The organism is uncultured Pseudoteredinibacter sp., assembly GCF_947500695.1.
Classification (GTDB): Bacteria; Pseudomonadota; Gammaproteobacteria; order Pseudomonadales; family Cellvibrionaceae; genus Pseudoteredinibacter.
Window position 1 is genome coordinate 35,080 of sequence record NZ_CANMSS010000016.1, and the last position, 15,329, is coordinate 50,408.

The window sequence follows — 15,329 nt, forward strand, 5'->3', positions numbered from 1 at the left end:
TGGCCGTGACAACCCTGATAGCTTGATGATGTGGTTGCCTAGCAACCTAGAGACCTAGTACTGAATGTTTAAAGAAATCCCCCTAGAGCGGCCATCGACGCCCCTATTGGATAGCATCGATTCGCCAGCACAATTACGTGAGCTGGAAGAAGAACAGCTGCCAGAATTAGCGCGCCAGCTGCGTGAGTTCCTGCTGTTCAGCGTGGGGAAAACCGGCGGCCACTTTGGTGCTGGGCTAGGTGTAGTGGAGCTCACCATTGCATTGCATTACATCTATCAAACTCCAGATGACCGCTTGGTATGGGATGTAGGCCACCAAACCTACCCCCATAAGATCCTTACTGGGCGCCGAGAAGAGTTGCAAAGCATACGTCAGCTAGACGGTTTAGCCGGCTTTCCAAAGCGCGAAGAGAGTGAATTCGACACCTTTGGAGTGGGCCATTCAAGTACCTCTATTAGCGCCGCATTAGGCATGGCTTTGGGTGCTGAGCAAGACGCTATTCAGCAAGAGCAAGACCCCGAGCAACGCCGCAAGGCTGTTGCAATTATCGGCGATGGCGCGATGACGGCGGGCATGGCTTTTGAAGCCTTAAACCACGCTGCCCATACCGAAACCGATATGCTGGTTGTTCTGAACGATAACAATATGTCGATCAGCAAAAATGTCGGCGGCCTAGCCACCTATTTCTCTAGAATTTGGGCCAGCAAAACTTATAACCAAATGCGCGAAGGCAGCAAAAAAGTGCTCAGCGCTATCCCGCAAGCTTGGGAATTTGCTCGCCGCACTGAAGAACATATGAAGGGCATGGTTTCTCCTGGCACTTTATTTGAAGAGCTGGGCTTTAACTATATCGGCCCAATTGATGGCCACGACCTGCCTCGCCTTGTCCACGACCTCAGAAATTTACGGGATATTAAAGGCCCGAAGTTGCTTCATATCGTGACTCAAAAAGGCAAAGGTTTTAGCCCCGCCGAAGAAGATCCGGTTGGCTATCACGCGCTTAATAAAATTGAAGCGCCCAATAGCACACCAGTAACGGCGGTACCAAAACCACCTAAATACCAAGACGTATTTGGCGCCTGGCTATGCGATCAAGCTGCGGCCGACAAACGATTAATCGGTATTACCCCAGCAATGTGCGAAGGCTCTGGCATGGTGAAATTTGCCGAGCAATATAGCGAACGCTTCCACGATGTTGCGATTGCCGAGCAACACGCGGTCACACTAGCAGCCGGCATGGCCTGTGAAGGACAAAAACCGGTAGTCGCTATTTATTCGACCTTTTTGCAACGCGCCTACGATCAATTAATTCATGACGTCGCTTTGCAAAACCTTGATGTCACCTTTGCCATTGACCGAGCCGGCTTGGTCGGTGAAGACGGCCCTACCCATGCCGGCAGCTTCGATCTTACCTTTATGCGCTGCATTCCCAATATGATCATCGCAGCACCTTCCGATGAGAATGAATGCCGCAAATTACTGAGCACTGCCTATCAATACAATGGGCCATCTGCTGTGCGATACCCTCGCGGCAACGGTGTTGGTGTCAGCATTGAAGAGACCCTTGATACGGTCATTATTGGCAAAGGCATTCAATTAAGCCAAAGCAAAAACAATCGCATTGCCATTTTAAATTTCGGCACGCGTTTGCAAGCGGCGAAAGAAGCCACGGCCGCAGTTGATGCCAGCCTATGCGATATGCGCTGGGTGAAACCTATCGACGAAGAGTTGATTTTAAAAATTGCTAGTAGCCATCAGCTGCTTGTCACCATAGAAGAAAATGCTATCGCCGGTGGCGCTGGAAGTGCTGTCAGCGAATTTTTAAATAGCCAAGGTATTTGCCTTCCGATGTTGCAACTGGGTTTGGATGATCGCTATGTAGATCACGGCAAGCCACAGCAATTGCTAGAAAAAGAGCAGCTGGACGCTAAAGGCATTCAGCAGGCGATTGAAAAACGCTGGGCAGAATTCAGCGCTGCACAACAGGATAGTAAACCACGCAATTTGGCCTAGCCAATTTCGCTGGCTAGCAGCTAGTAATACAATAAGAATCAAGAATAAGGATACACCTTGAGTAATCTGCATGCCCCGCCAAGCTTTGGCCGGGCCTCCCTACTTCATGCCAGCTATGATTTAAAACGAAACTTTAGCAGTTTCAAATGGCTATTGTTTGGCGGCAGCTTCCTTATCGCTTGGGGCCTCGTACTGCGCTACGTTATTTTGGCAAGCACACGCCTGATAGAAAGTGGTGAAGAAAGCGGCATCAGCCTGTTGATTCTCGACAAACTTCAATTGCTACAACGCTTTGATTGGCCAAGCTATGAACTGGCCATTTGCTGGTACCTGCTCGAGCTATGCTTACCTTTGCTAGTTATGTTGCTTAGCGCCGACTTATTGATTCAAGATCGCCAGGCTAGACGCTTACGCTTTTGGCAAGCTCGAAGCCATCGTTTAAGTGTTGTGCTTGGACGCTGCCTGGCGAAAGCCGCGATACTCGGTGGCATTCTCGCCATCGCCATTTTCAGTACGCTAGCGCTTAGTTTAAGCCGCCAAAGCGGCGGCTTTGAAGCCAGCCTTGGCGGCGCTATTGTCATGTGGCTATTATTATTTTTTCTGGGACTGCCCTACATTGCCTTAATGAGCTTAAGCAGTATTTTTGCTTCCAGCCCTATTCGATCATTACTGCTCGCATTTATCGGGCTGGTTATTATCGGCTGGCTATTCTCTTGGCTCGCGAATAGCATCGCACCATTTGCCTTGTTCAATAGCTTATTACCAGGCTCTCATAGTCAGTTACTGGAACAGTGTTCCGCCAGCGAATGCCTACCCGCAATTGGCCTGCCGATTCTGCAAAGTAGCTGGGTACTAGTGTTGTCTCTTTGGCTGTGGAAGAGGCAAGACATATGAGCTTATTGGAATGTCACAACCTAAGCAAAAGCTTTGGCACGGTCGAGGCTTTAGAGTCGACTAACTTACGCCTGGACAAAGGCAGCCCGATTGCCTTAATCGGACCCAATGGCGCTGGCAAAACCACTTTTTTTAGCCTGCTTTGTAATTACATACAAGCCAGCAGCGGTGATATCAAGCTACTCGGCGAACCCATCGACAGCGCGAAGATACAAGGGCGAATCGGCAGCCTGCCGCAGGATGCCCAGCTTGATAGAGAGCTAAGTATTGTGCAGCAGCTTAGCTTTCTTGCGCGCCTGCAAGGCTTTAGCAGCTCCGCTGCAACACAAGAGGCTTTGAGGGTTCTTGGCCTTGTTGACCTTGCTGAATCAGCCGACAAAAAACCACAGCAGCTCAGCCATGGTATGAATAAGCGAGTACTATTTGCGCAGGCCCTAATTGGCGATCCAGAGCTGGTGTTACTCGACGAGCCCACTGCGGGTGTAGACCCTAATAATGCACGTTTAATTCGAAACATTATTGAGCAACAGTCGCACAAACAGACCTTCATTATCAGCTCCCATAATATTGCTGAACTAGAAAAGCTCTGCCAACGAGTGCTGTATATTGAACATGGGGTTTTACAAGAGCACCAGAGTCATCAAAACAACACTGGCGACAGTGCCGTTATTGAAATCGAGCTCTGCCAGGAACAAGCTGAACAACTACGCCAACAACTTAGCCGCCTTCCTTCTTTTCAGCACGCCGGCAGCCGTAATGCAAGGCATCTATCGATTCGCTACAACGCTAAGGAAAAGGGTTTCGATCGCCAGCTGCTGGAATTGCTAGCCAACTCAGGCATAGAGTACCAGCAGCTTAAAAAGGGGCTTAGCCTGGAAGATCAATTGTTTTCTGATAGCAACTCTTGATTAAACTAGCTCGACAAGGATAGACCCCAGACATAAAAAACAGCTTAAGGCGTTCTGGCTAAACTCCACGAACACACTAAGCTGTTTTCTATTTTCCAAATTACACCTTAGCTACCTTTGTGAGATGCCGCCACACATGCAGCCTGATCGTACATACCCACCATTAAATTAAGAGCTTGAGTTGCGCCATTTAGCTTGCCTTCAAACTCAGCAATCGAGCCCGTTAAACTCAGCAATAACTCTTGGCGATACTTGGCATATCGATCGGTGACCTGCATACCAACTTCTGTGACTTGATAGGTCACGCCTTTTTTACTATCACCCTTCGCTTTTTCAATCAATCCAGCCTTGCTCATTTTGCGCAAACTGTATTGCAGGTTCGACAGATCATCGCGATTCAACAAACGAGCTAAATCAGAAATACTCTTAGGACGATCATGCATGCGAATCATATGCAACAGGGCATTGTCGGTGCCGCTAAAGTTGCCCTCTACACAACAGGCTAAGCAGTCTGACTGCCAGCGTTCGAAGGCTTCGGATATTCGAAATAAGGCAAACTCTAACTCAGTTAGTGCAACCTCATGAGTATCCGTTGCCAAGTGCCATTTTTTATCTAGAATTTCGTTGCTGTCTTGGCTAGTTACATTGTTATTGTTCATCGGCTTCCTTGGTATAAAAACTTCAAGCCTAGAATAACGAAAAAGCACAACAGAGGCACCCGCTGTTGTGCTTTTTTGTTTACCATTTAGCCTTTTATAAACAGACTAAATAAAGCTATGTAGAGCAAAGACGCTTTAGCTGTCAGCAGTGACCGGCATACGGATACCTTTACGCTCTAAACGTGGAACCACTTCTTGAATAAAGTAAGGCATCTCTTTTACGTAGTCGACAAAGCCTAAAACACTGCCGCCAAAACCAGCATTGTGAAGCGACTCTAGGCCATCCGCTACAGTATCTGGATCACCCACTAGCGGGAAGCCACCATGACCCGTAGCCATCGCTTGCTTCATTTGTAAAATTTGATCTTTCGGGAAAGACTCAGCATTCTCAAACATAATCCGGGTAATATTATCCACCGCACCCCAATCGGCATTCTCTTCGGCGTAGTAGCGGTGATACTCCTCGGCCTCTTTCTTAGTTGGACGACACACTGAGAATGACAACGTTAGCACACCAATATCACGACCAACGTTTTTACCAGCCGCTTTAATATCTTTAATGTCCTGCGACGTCTTCTCCAAATCCATTGCTGGTGTAAATAAAAAATCAGCATTATTGACAGCAAACTCACGCCCTTGAGCAGAGCCCGCTGCATTAAAGATGGGTACATTGTTTTGCACCGGGTGTGGTAGCGAGTAAGTTTGCTTTAGCTTGTGCCAAGCCCCCTCATAATCGAAAGCCTCATTTTCTTTCCATAGACGTTTCACAATATCAAACCACTCTTGGCCATAAGCATAACGGGTCTCATGATCATCAGGCAATTCCTGGCCCAGCGCCTCATACTCAGGACGGTTCCAGCCACACACCACATTCAAACCTGCACGGCCGCCACCGATATGATCCATGGTAGCAATCTGCTTAGCCAGTACCACAGGGTGGTTGCAGGAGGTGTGGATGGTCGAGAAGACATGAATATTTTTGGTGTGAGCCAACAAAGCTGTTGCCCAGGTGATGGTTTCCAAAACATTGCCGTGGAAATTGGTATCGCCACCATAACCAATCCAGCGAGCAATAGGCAGTAAGAAGTCAAAGCCCGCTTCATCGGCCATCTTTGCCATCTGCAGATTATTCTCCCAACTATTATCCCAGCGCTCAGGCACCTTGGTGACTGCCAAGCCGCCGGAACAGTTAGCCGAGAATGTACCTAACTTAAAGTGGTCGCGATGAAAGTAGTGGTTTGCGCTCATGATTCACCTCATTATTTTTATCTGGCGTTAATTTAAGGTTAATTTAACCTTTAAATTAATACCTTACAAGTAAATCAATGCATTTTTTGAAGCTTTAGGTAGTCGTTTTTCTGGAGCTATATCAGACAAGCCTTAAAGGCATAGTTAGCGCTAACATACCCACTATAACAAGCTTGATTTGCGGGCTTAATGATCAATATCTCAACAAATTACCCTGCTTACGGAGGCAAAGGCTCTGCTTTTCGTTTAGTAATACAAAGCTTTTGCAGCAAAGGCCTGCTCTGAGCGATTACAACAATAAGGCTCCCAGAGAGCTGAGGAATGATTATGAATTCAACCGGCCCACTGATTACCAATGATGCTGTAAGCTTCGGCCTGCTAGCACTTATCCTTGCGTTAATCATGCATACCGCCAACAATGCCGGCCCTCGGTGGAAGCGCTTTTACAGCATTGTTCCAATGCTATTGATTTGCTACCTAATACCTTCGCTATTAAACACCTTTGGTGTTATTTCTTCTAAGGGCTCCGGCCTTTGGACCATCGCGAAAAACTACTTTTTGCCAGCAGCCCTAGTGTTGATGACGTTAAGCATCGACTTAAAGGCCATTATGCGACTTGGCGATAAAGCCATTATTATGTTTCTAGTGGGCACCGTGGGCATCGTAATCGGCGGCCCCTTGGCAATCCTTATTATGTCTATGTTTAGCCCGGAAACAGTCGGTGGTGTCGGCCCAGAGGCGGTTTGGAGAGGCCTTGCAACGCTAGCTGGTAGCTGGATTGGTGGCGGCGCCAACCAAGCCGCCATGCTGGAGCTATACCAATATAACCCAGCCAATTATTCGGCCATGGTTACAGTCGATATTATCGTTGCCAATATTTGGATGGCCTTTCTACTTTGGGGAGCTGGTAACAATGCTAAAGTTGATCGCTGGCTTGGAGCGGATACCACTGCGATTGATGACGTGAAGCGTCGCTTAGAGGAGTACCACGGCCGGGAGAAGCTAGAGCTGGACCTACCTAGGCTTACAGCCATCTTCGCCATTGCTTTTGGCACCGTGGGGCTTTGTCACCTTCTTGGCGATGTGCTGGCGCCATTCTTTAAAGCCATTCCGGCAACTTCAGAAAGCATCCTGGCGAACCACTTTTTCTGGATCGTCATTGTTTCCACCACCATGGGGCTAGGACTAAGCTTTACACGCTTTAATAAACTCGAAGGCGCTGGCGCCTCTAAGTTTGGCAGCTTGTTTATTTATCTGTTGGTGGTGATCATCGGCACCAAGATGGATGTGATGAAAATTGTCGAGCAGCCAGGCCTGATACTAGTGGGCATCATTTGGATGAGTATTCATTCCGGGCTGCTGATTATTGTAGCCAAGATAATACGCGCACCTTTCTTTTTCTTAGCCGTTGGCAGTAAAGCTAATGTTGGAGGCGCCGCATCAGCACCCATCATTGCAGCGGCCTTTCACCCCTCCTTAGCACCAGTAGGGGTGTTACTTGCCGTACTGGGTTATGCACTTGGAACCTACGGCGCAATGCTTTGCGCTTGGCTAATGTCGTTAGCAGCGCCGGTTTAGCTTTTAACGTTAAATGGCGTAAGTCAATCGCCCTCTTTTTAGAGGGCGATTGACTTTAGGTGTGGCGGTAGGCACTCAGTTGCTCTGATAAGCCTAAGGATATCTCTGAAACCACTTCACTGGCCTTTGACGAACCTTCAGCTAAGCCAGCGGTTTGCAGACTGAGATCAGACAGTTTTGCAGCCTGAGCACTTAACGATTTAGATAAATCAATCTGCTGTTTTGAACTGCTTGAAATGCCACCACTTTGCGTTGCTATCAAAGTGATGGCCCGAAGAATTTGCTCAATAATTTCGCTGGTAGCTTCAGCCTGCTCAACACTTTTACTGGCCGCCTGCACACTGTCACTTAAAGAATTTGATACTTCCTGGCTGCTGGCTTGTATGGCCTCCACCATGGCCTGAATTTCATTTGTTGAACTGGCGGTCCGTTGCGCTAGCTGCCTAACTTCATCAGCCACTACGGCAAAACCTCGACCTTGATCTCCAGCTCGTGCCGCTTCAATGGCAGCATTGAGCGCTAATAAATTTGTTTGCTCCGCAATTTCGCTGATAACCGACAGCACACCACCAATGGCTTCACTACTACTGGATAGCTTTGCCATATCATTCGAGGAACGCTGCACGATGTTAGCTAATTGGTTTATGGCATCAATCGTCCTTGCTAATCTCTCAGAGCCGATCGCCGCGGCATCTGTCGCAGATTTCGTTTCCTCGCTGCTAGCTTCTGCGGTACTTAAGACATCTTGTCCTGCTTTAAACACACTATCGACAGACTGCTGAACAGCAAGCAGCTCCTGATTTTGGAGCTCTACTTGAACATCAACCTTCTTTGCCCCACTGACCAAATCACCGGCAGAATCCTGCAACTGTTTTGTAATAGGACGCAGCGAAGCTAACAACTGATCCAAGACGCCAATCATTTGATTCACGTCTTGCCCTAGCTCGCCAATCTCGCATTTTGAATTCACTGCAACACGGCCAGAAAAGTCCATACTCTGAATTATTCCCGCCACTGACGCTCGAATACTTTCCAGTGGCCGCAATATACTACGGCTAAGCCAAAGGCTCAGTGCCAATTGAAAAATAGTTAACACAGATAATAAAATTAAAATTTGATTGGTAGTCTCCGCGAGTCGTTGATCGGCGGCAATTTGTTCGGCCTGTGCCAATTGAGTTTGCTGCTCGATCAGCTGATCGAGAGATTTAAACAGCGGCTGTAATCCAGGATACATTTTCATGTCTACAAACTGGCCAAGCTCGTAGGTAGATTTAGATTTTATCTTTGATTCGAGCTCTTTAATGGTCGACAGCGATTGCTCAACAGCCGGGGCAATCTCTAAAAGCAGTTTTTCTTCTTCAGCAGTTAGAGAACGCTCGCTGAATTTTTCCCAAAGCTCTCTAATATGCTGATCTGCATTCAGAATTGTTTTCTCACCCTCACCCCAAAAAATCATCTGGGCGCGCAGCTGGTGAGCAGTGTCACTAACCTCATGACTGTAAACTCGAGACAGCTCTTCTAGAATCCAAACAGGTTCCAAACGTTGCTGACTGAGGTTTTTTGCAAATGAGACTTCAGAGCGTATCTTAGTCCAAGCCATAAACGACACAAAGATACATACACCGATAGACATTGTGACTAGAATTCCAAGCCTATGGCTAATACGCAAAGTCATGTTTGCCTCCTTGGCAATTGCTGCGGTACCCATTCAAGTGTCGGCGATAGTCTCGATTAGTAAACAGTGTCATAAAAATTTAATCTAACTGACCAAATTTGATTATTTAACCATTAAATATGCAATTTAATTTAAAAGGCAAAACTCCATATTCATAAAATTTAGGCATAAAAAAACCGGCATCCTCTATGAGATATGCCGGTTTCTTTAGAAACGTTTGCTTACTCTTCTTCAGCAGCCGCTTCAACTTGAGGGCGATCTACCAACTCAACGTAGGCCATTGGAGCCTTATCGCCAGTACGGAAACCACACTTCAAGATACGTATGTAACCACCTGGACGATCCTGATAACGAGGACCTAATACAGAAAATAGTTTACCTACAGCTTCTTTGTTACGTAGACGGTCGAAAGCTAAACGACGGTTAGCTACGCTGTCTTCCTTGGCCAAAGTGATCAAAGGCTCAGCGTGACGACGCAGTTCCTTCGCTTTAGGCAAGGTTGTTTTAATCAACTCATGCTCAACCAATGAAGAAACCATGTTCTTGAACATAGCCTTACGGTGTGAGCTGTTGCGATTCAGTTGACGGCCACTATGACGATGACGCATGACTCTAAATCCTTCATTTGGGCCTTCAATTTACATCGAAGGCGCTATTAACGTTGGCATTGGCTGGGCCAAATGCCAACCATATTACTTTAAGCGTTGAATTTGGCTTAGTCGTCAGCACGTAGGCTGGCTGGTGGCCAATTCTCCAAGCGCATACCCAAAGACAAACCGCGAGAAGCTAGGATGTCTTTAATTTCGGTAAGCGACTTCTTACCCAGGTTCGGCGTCTTCAACAACTCTACTTCGGTGCGCTGAATCAGGTCACCAATGTAGTAGATGTTCTCAGCTTTCAAGCAGTTAGCAGAGCGAACAGTTAGTTCTAAGTCGTCCACAGGACGCAATAGAACAGGATCGATCTCTTCTTCTTTCTGCTCTGGCTCAGCTTCTTTCTCGCCTTCAAGGTCGACAAATACGGCTAGCTGCTGCTGAAGAATAGTAGCTGCACGACGAATCGCTTCTTCTGGGTCAATAGTACCGTTGGTTTCTAAATCCAAAACCAGCTTATCCAGGTCAGTACGCTGCTCAACACGGGCACTCTCTACAGAGTACGCCAAGCGACGAACTGGGCTGAAAGAAGCATCCAACTGCAGACGGCCAATAGCGCGAGTTTCCTCGTCATCGCTACGACGTGCATCAGCAGGCTGGTAACCACGGCCGCGAGCAACACTTAACTTCATGCTCAACTCGACATCGCCAGTAATGTTAGCGATAACGTGGTCTGGGTTTTTGATCTCTACTTCATGATCAACTTGGATATCACCAGCAGTAACTACGCCTGGGCCTTTTTTGCTCAGGGTCAAAACCGCTTGATCTTTACCGTGCATAACCACGGCAACACCTTTTAGGTTCAACAGGATTTCGATAACGTCTTCCTGGATACCTTCAATTGCACTGTACTCGTGCAATACACCGTCGATTTCAACTTCAGTGACAGCACAACCTGGCATTGAAGACAACAAAATACGACGTAGGGCGTTGCCAAGGGTATGACCAAAACCACGCTCTAAAGGCTCTAATACAACCTTGGCGCGAGTTGGGCCGGTGTCGGTAACATCAATGTGACGCGGGGTCAAAAATTCGTTTACAGCACTCTGCATAGCCATACCTTAGGTTAGTCCGTTACTTGGAGTAAAGTTCAACAATTAGGTTCTCGTTGATCTCAGCAGGTAAATCTGCACGATCTGGAACGCGCTTGAAAGTGCCTTCCTTTTTGTCCGAGTTCACATCAACCCACTCTACTTCAGAGCGCTGAGCAGCAATTGCCAATGCATTCTGGATACGTAGTTGAGTTTTAGACTTCTCACGAACAGCTACAACGTCACCTTCTTTCACTTGGTAAGAAGCAATGTTTACTACTTGACCATTTACAGTGATTGACTTGTGAGATACCAACTGACGAGATTCAGCGCGAGTAGCACCGTAACCCATGCGGTATACAACGTTATCTAAACGAGATTCCAACAGCTTAAGCAGGTTTTCACCAGTAGCACCCTTACGACGGGCAGCTTCTTTGTAATAACCGCGGAACTGCTTTTCTAGTACGCCGTAAATGCGACGAACTTTTTGCTTTTCACGCAACTGAACACCGTAGTCAGATAGACGACCACGACGAGCACCGTGTACACCTGGTGCAGTTTCAGCTTTACATTTTGAATCTAATGGGCGAGCGCCAGACTTAAGGAACAAATCAGTTCCTTCGCGGCGAGCCAATTTACAAGTTGGTCCGATATAACGTGCCATCTTCTTTAAGCCCCCTTATACGCGACGTTTCTTAGGAGGACGACAACCATTGTGCGGAATGGGTGTTACGTCCGTAATGTTGGAGATTTTATATCCAACGTTATTTAAGGCACGAACAGCAGACTCACGGCCTGGTCCTGGACCTTTTACTTCAACGTCTAGGTTCTTTAAACCATAGTCCTTTGCAGCTTCACCAGCGCGCTCTGCAGCAACCTGGGCAGCGAAAGGGGTAGACTTACGTGAACCACGGAAACCGGAACCACCTGCGGTAGCCCAGCTCAGGGTGTTGCCCTGGCGATCTGTGATAGTCACGATTGTGTTGTTAAAAGAGGCGTGGATATGGGCGATGCCATCAACGACCGTCTTTTTTACCTTTTTACGGGTAGTTTTGCTTGGCTTAGCCATAACGATCTTCCTAACCTTTATTTCTTAATTGGCTTACGCGGGCCCTTACGGGTGCGAGCGTTAGTCTTAGTACGCTGACCACGTAGCGGCAAGCTGCGACGATGACGCAGACCACGGTAGCAACCCAAGTCCATCAAACGTTTGATGTTCATGGAAATTTCACGACGTAGGTCACCTTCTACAGTGATTTTACCCACTTCGGCGCGAATCGCGTCCATTTCTGTTTCAGACAATTCGCCGATTTTAGTCGTTTCTGCAATACCGGTAGCAGCAAGAATCTGCTGTGCGGTGGTCTTACCTACACCAAAAACATAGGTCAGAGAGATAACGGCGTGTTTGTTATCTGGTATGTTTACACCAGCTATACGAGCCATCTAGATACTCCACATATCATATAAATTGTAGCGCTGACAGCAATTAACAGCTCCCTCAGCACCAAAAGGCGCGAAAGGATACCGATAAAGCCGCACAAATGCAATAGCCCGGAGGTTTCCCCCCGGGCGACAGTCAACGCCCCCAAATCAGAAGGCAGTGATGAACTGCTTTCTGTTAGCCTTGACGCTGCTTGTGACGTGGCTCGGCGCTGCAGATTACTCGAACAACACCATTGCGACGTACAACTTTGCAGTTACGGCACATCTTTTTAACTGAAGCACGAACTTTCATGTTTCAACCTCTTTCAGAAGCTAGGCCCTTCCCTTAGCGGGAATTGCCGTAGCCTTTTAAGTTAGCCTTCTTCATCAGTGAGTCGTACTGATGAGACATCAAGTGTGATTGCACCTGGGCCATGAAGTCCATGACCACCACTACTACGATCAGTAGTGAAGTACCACCTAGATAGAAGGGCACATTAGCCGCTACTACCAAGAACTGAGGTAACAAACACACCGCGGCAATATAAACAGCGCCAACTACCGTTAGGCGAGTCAAAACACTGTCAATATATTTTGCGGACTGTTCACCTGGACGAATACCAGGAATGAACGCGCCGGATTTCTTCAAGTTATCTGCTACTTCTTGCGGGTTGAACATCAACGCCGTATAGAAGAAACAGAAGAAGATGATCATCGCGGTGAACAAAATAAAGTTCAGCGGCTGACCAGGCCCTAACCAAAGGGCAACTTCTTGTAAAACTTCGGCAGCAACACCTTCTGAGCCCTGACCAAACCACTGAGCTACAGAGGCTGGGAACAACAGAATACTGCTGGCGAAAATGGCAGGAATAACACCAGCCATATTAATTTTCAGTGGCAGGTGACTGCTTTGCGCACCACGACCAGGCTGACGTTTGGCATAGTTCACTGTAATACGGCGTTGACCGCGCTCCATTCGAACTACAAACCAGATCAGCGCAATTGCCAAAAAGGTAATTGCCAGCAACATCAAGATATTGATATCGCCCTGCTTCGCGCCTTCAAAGGACTGACCAATCGCTGCTGGCAAACCAGCAACAATGCCCGCAAAGATCAACATGGAGATACCGTTACCGATACCGCGCTCTGTCACTTGCTCGCCTAGCCACATCATAAATACAGCACCGGTTACCAAAGAGGTAATCGCTACGATGTAGAAAGACATTCCACCGCCGCCGTAGGCTAAGCCTTGGCTCGCCATACCAACTGTCATGCCGGTGCCTTGTACAAGGGCCAGCGCTACGGTCAGATAGCGGGTGTATTGACTGATCTTGCGACGTCCTGCATCGCCTTCTTTCTTCAGCTGTTCAAGGCTGGGCGATACTGCAGACATCAACTGCATAATAATCGAGGCAGAGATATATGGCATGATACCCAATGCCAGGATACTCATACGCTCTAGTGCACCACCCGAGAACATATTAAACAGGCCAAGGATAGTATCCTTGCCCTGATTAAAGAGGTTCGCAACCTGATCTGGGTCGATGCCCGGAACAGGAATATGGGTGCCGATACGATAAACCAGAATCGCTAAAAACAGAAAACGAAGGCGAGCCCAAAGCTCGCCTAGTCCTTTCTGATTCGCTAATGGCATCTTTGCCGTTGCCATCGCTACCTCACTTAGCCGTAAGCGTTAACAAAGTTATTCTTCGACCTTGCCGCCAGCCGCTTCAATCGCAGCCTTGGCACCCTTAGTTACTGCAAGACCTTTAACGGTCACAGCTTTGGTCAGCTCACCAGACAAGAACACTTTCGCGCGCTTCATGTTTTGCTTAACCAAATCAGCAGCCTTTAGAGCTTCCAGATCGATAACTTCTGCTTCAACTTTGTTTAGCTCAGCCAAACGAACTTCAGCGGTTACACGACCAATACGGGAAGTAAAACCGTATTTTGGAAGGCGCTTCTGCAAAGGCATTTGACCACCCTCGAAACCTGGACGAACACTACCGCCAGAACGAGACTTCAAACCTTTGTGACCGCGACCACCAGTTTTACCTACACCGCTACCGATACCGCGACCAACGCGCTTACGATCTTTAACGCGGCCAGGAGCGGGGCTTAGAGTATTTAAACGCATTGTCTTACTCTCCCTCTACCTTAACCAAATAGTTTACCTTGTTGATCATACCGCGAGTTGAAGGCGTATCTTCAACTTCAACAGTGTGACCAATACGGCGTAAACCCAAGCCTGCAACACAGGCTTTATGGGACTGCAGGCGTCCATTGGTGGACTTAACCTGAGTAACTTTAACTGTTTTCTTAGCCATGGTTATTTACCAGCTCTTCAATTTGAACTAAGCGTAAAGCTTAGTTCAAGATATCTTCAACACTCTTGCCGCGCTTGGCTGCAACAGACTCTGGAGAAGCCATTGCTTTCAAGCCTTCAAAAGTAGCTCGCACAACGTTTACAGGGTTGGTAGAACCGTAGCACTTAGCTAGTACGTTCTGAACACCGGCAATTTCTAAAACGGCACGCATCGCACCGCCAGCAATTACACCAGTACCCTGAGAGGCTGGCTGCATGTATACCTTAGAGGCACCATGACGACCTTTGGTTGGGTATTGAATGGTATCGCCATTCAATTCAACCTGGATCATGTTGCGACGCGCAGCTTCCATTGCTTTTTGAATAGCAACAGGCACTTCACGAGCCTTACCACGACCGAAGCCTACTTTACCGTTACCGTCACCAACAACAGTTAGTGCAGTGAAGCCGAAGATACGACCACCTTTTACAGTCTTAGCAACACGGTTAACCTGAACCAGCTTTTCCTGCAGGCCTTCTGTGTTGGCGTCTTCTTTTTTACCGTTAGCCATATCTCAACCTTTAAAATTCTAAGCCAGCTTCACGAGCAGCGTCAGCCAAAGCTTTAACGCGACCGTGATATTTAAAACCGCTACGGTCGAAAGCTACTTTTTCAACGCCAGCGGCTTTTGCACGCTCAGCGATTAAAGTGCCAACAGCTGCAGCTGATTCAGCATTACCAGTTTTACCACCGCGCAAGCTCTTATCAAGAGTTGAGGCGCTGGCCAAAACCTGGCCACCGTCACCGGCGATGATTTGTGCATAAATATGACGTGGTGAGCGGTTAACACACAAACGTGTTTCACCTAGCTCACGAATTTTAGCGCGGGTGCGGCGTGCACGACGCAAACGAGATTGCTTTTTATCGCTCATGACCTATGC

Annotated in this window: 18 protein-coding genes; 4 read left to right on the forward strand and 14 right to left on the reverse strand. The window is 47.7% G+C overall.

Annotated features, from left to right (window positions below):
• The first annotated feature begins 64 nt into the window (after positions 1-64).
• The 3 genes from dxs to Q1A08_RS20355 are packed head-to-tail and all read left to right on the forward strand — an operon-like array spanning position 65 to position 3,816.
• A complete protein-coding gene (gene dxs, locus Q1A08_RS20345; protein ID WP_299776242.1) occupies positions 65-2,014 on the forward strand; it encodes a 1-deoxy-D-xylulose-5-phosphate synthase in 1,950 nt (649 codons plus the stop codon).
• 57 nt (positions 2,015-2,071) lie between these two features.
• Positions 2,072-2,908, forward strand: a complete 837-nt coding sequence (locus tag Q1A08_RS20350; protein WP_299776243.1) for a hypothetical protein — start codon at positions 2,072-2,074, stop codon at positions 2,906-2,908.
• Positions 2,905-3,816, forward strand: a complete 912-nt coding sequence (locus Q1A08_RS20355; RefSeq protein ID WP_299776244.1) for an ABC transporter ATP-binding protein — start codon at positions 2,905-2,907, stop codon at positions 3,814-3,816. Before Q1A08_RS20350 ends, Q1A08_RS20355 begins: the two co-directional genes overlap by 4 nt.
• A 107-nt stretch (positions 3,817-3,923) precedes the next feature.
• On the opposite strand, the gene Q1A08_RS20360 is transcribed toward Q1A08_RS20355, so the two are convergent.
• Both Q1A08_RS20360 and Q1A08_RS20365 read right to left on the reverse strand, forming a co-directional pair.
• Positions 3,924-4,475, reverse strand: coding sequence for a winged helix DNA-binding protein (locus Q1A08_RS20360; RefSeq protein ID WP_299776245.1), 552 nt, complete (start codon positions 4,473-4,475; stop codon positions 3,924-3,926).
• Between the two features lie 135 nt (positions 4,476-4,610).
• Positions 4,611-5,723, reverse strand: a complete 1,113-nt coding sequence (locus Q1A08_RS20365; RefSeq protein ID WP_299776246.1) for an LLM class flavin-dependent oxidoreductase — start codon at positions 5,721-5,723, stop codon at positions 4,611-4,613.
• 327 nt (positions 5,724-6,050) lie between these two features.
• Here Q1A08_RS20365 and Q1A08_RS20370 point away from each other — a divergent pair, with 327 nt between their 5' ends.
• The gene (locus tag Q1A08_RS20370; RefSeq protein WP_299776247.1) at positions 6,051-7,301 is read left to right on the forward strand and encodes a DUF819 family protein; all 1,251 of its coding nucleotides are present in this window, start codon (positions 6,051-6,053) and stop codon (positions 7,299-7,301) included.
• Between the two features lie 55 nt (positions 7,302-7,356).
• Here the strand turns inward: Q1A08_RS20370 and Q1A08_RS20375 are convergent, their stop codons facing one another.
• From Q1A08_RS20375 to rplR, 12 genes are all read right to left on the reverse strand, one after another.
• Entirely contained in the window at positions 7,357-8,976 is a 1,620-nt protein-coding gene (locus Q1A08_RS20375) for a methyl-accepting chemotaxis protein (RefSeq protein WP_299776248.1), read from the reverse strand.
• Positions 8,977-9,197: 221 nt separating this feature from the next.
• Entirely contained in the window at positions 9,198-9,584 is a 387-nt protein-coding gene (gene rplQ, locus Q1A08_RS20380) for a 50S ribosomal protein L17 (protein WP_299776249.1), read from the reverse strand.
• A 107-nt stretch (positions 9,585-9,691) separates the two neighbouring features.
• Positions 9,692-10,681: a DNA-directed RNA polymerase subunit alpha gene (gene rpoA, locus Q1A08_RS20385; RefSeq protein WP_166843513.1), complete on the reverse strand. Its 990-nt coding sequence runs from the start codon at positions 10,679-10,681 to the stop codon at positions 9,692-9,694.
• A gap of 22 nt (positions 10,682-10,703) precedes the next feature.
• A complete protein-coding gene (gene rpsD / locus Q1A08_RS20390; RefSeq protein ID WP_299776250.1) occupies positions 10,704-11,324 on the reverse strand; it encodes a 30S ribosomal protein S4 in 621 nt (206 codons plus the stop codon).
• A gap of 15 nt (positions 11,325-11,339) precedes the next feature.
• On the reverse strand, positions 11,340-11,729 hold the full coding sequence (gene rpsK, locus Q1A08_RS20395) for a 30S ribosomal protein S11 (RefSeq protein ID WP_166843511.1): 390 nt from the start codon (positions 11,727-11,729) through the stop codon (positions 11,340-11,342).
• Positions 11,730-11,746: 17 nt separating this feature from the next.
• Complete coding sequence (gene rpsM / locus Q1A08_RS20400) at positions 11,747-12,103, reverse strand: 30S ribosomal protein S13 (protein ID WP_299776251.1); 357 nt, start codon at positions 12,101-12,103, stop codon at positions 11,747-11,749.
• A gap of 175 nt (positions 12,104-12,278) precedes the next feature.
• Positions 12,279-12,395, reverse strand: a complete 117-nt coding sequence (gene rpmJ, locus Q1A08_RS20405) for a 50S ribosomal protein L36 (protein ID WP_166843509.1) — start codon at positions 12,393-12,395, stop codon at positions 12,279-12,281.
• Between the two features lie 33 nt (positions 12,396-12,428).
• Positions 12,429-13,751 (reverse strand): preprotein translocase subunit SecY, encoded by a 1,323-nt coding sequence (gene secY, locus Q1A08_RS20410; protein ID WP_299776252.1) that lies wholly within the window; start codon positions 13,749-13,751, stop codon positions 12,429-12,431.
• Between the two features lie 33 nt (positions 13,752-13,784).
• Positions 13,785-14,219, reverse strand: a complete 435-nt coding sequence (gene rplO, locus Q1A08_RS20415; protein ID WP_299776253.1) for a 50S ribosomal protein L15 — start codon at positions 14,217-14,219, stop codon at positions 13,785-13,787.
• A gap of 4 nt (positions 14,220-14,223) precedes the next feature.
• Positions 14,224-14,409 carry a 50S ribosomal protein L30 gene (gene rpmD, locus Q1A08_RS20420; protein ID WP_299776254.1) on the reverse strand — a complete coding sequence of 62 codons (186 nt, stop codon included), beginning with the start codon at positions 14,407-14,409 and terminating at the stop codon, positions 14,224-14,226.
• A gap of 40 nt (positions 14,410-14,449) precedes the next feature.
• Complete coding sequence (gene rpsE / locus Q1A08_RS20425; RefSeq protein ID WP_299776255.1) at positions 14,450-14,959, reverse strand: 30S ribosomal protein S5; 510 nt, start codon at positions 14,957-14,959, stop codon at positions 14,450-14,452.
• A gap of 10 nt (positions 14,960-14,969) precedes the next feature.
• Positions 14,970-15,320, reverse strand: coding sequence for a 50S ribosomal protein L18 (gene rplR, locus Q1A08_RS20430; protein WP_299776256.1), 351 nt, complete (start codon positions 15,318-15,320; stop codon positions 14,970-14,972).
• Between the last annotated feature and the right edge of the window lie 9 nt (positions 15,321-15,329).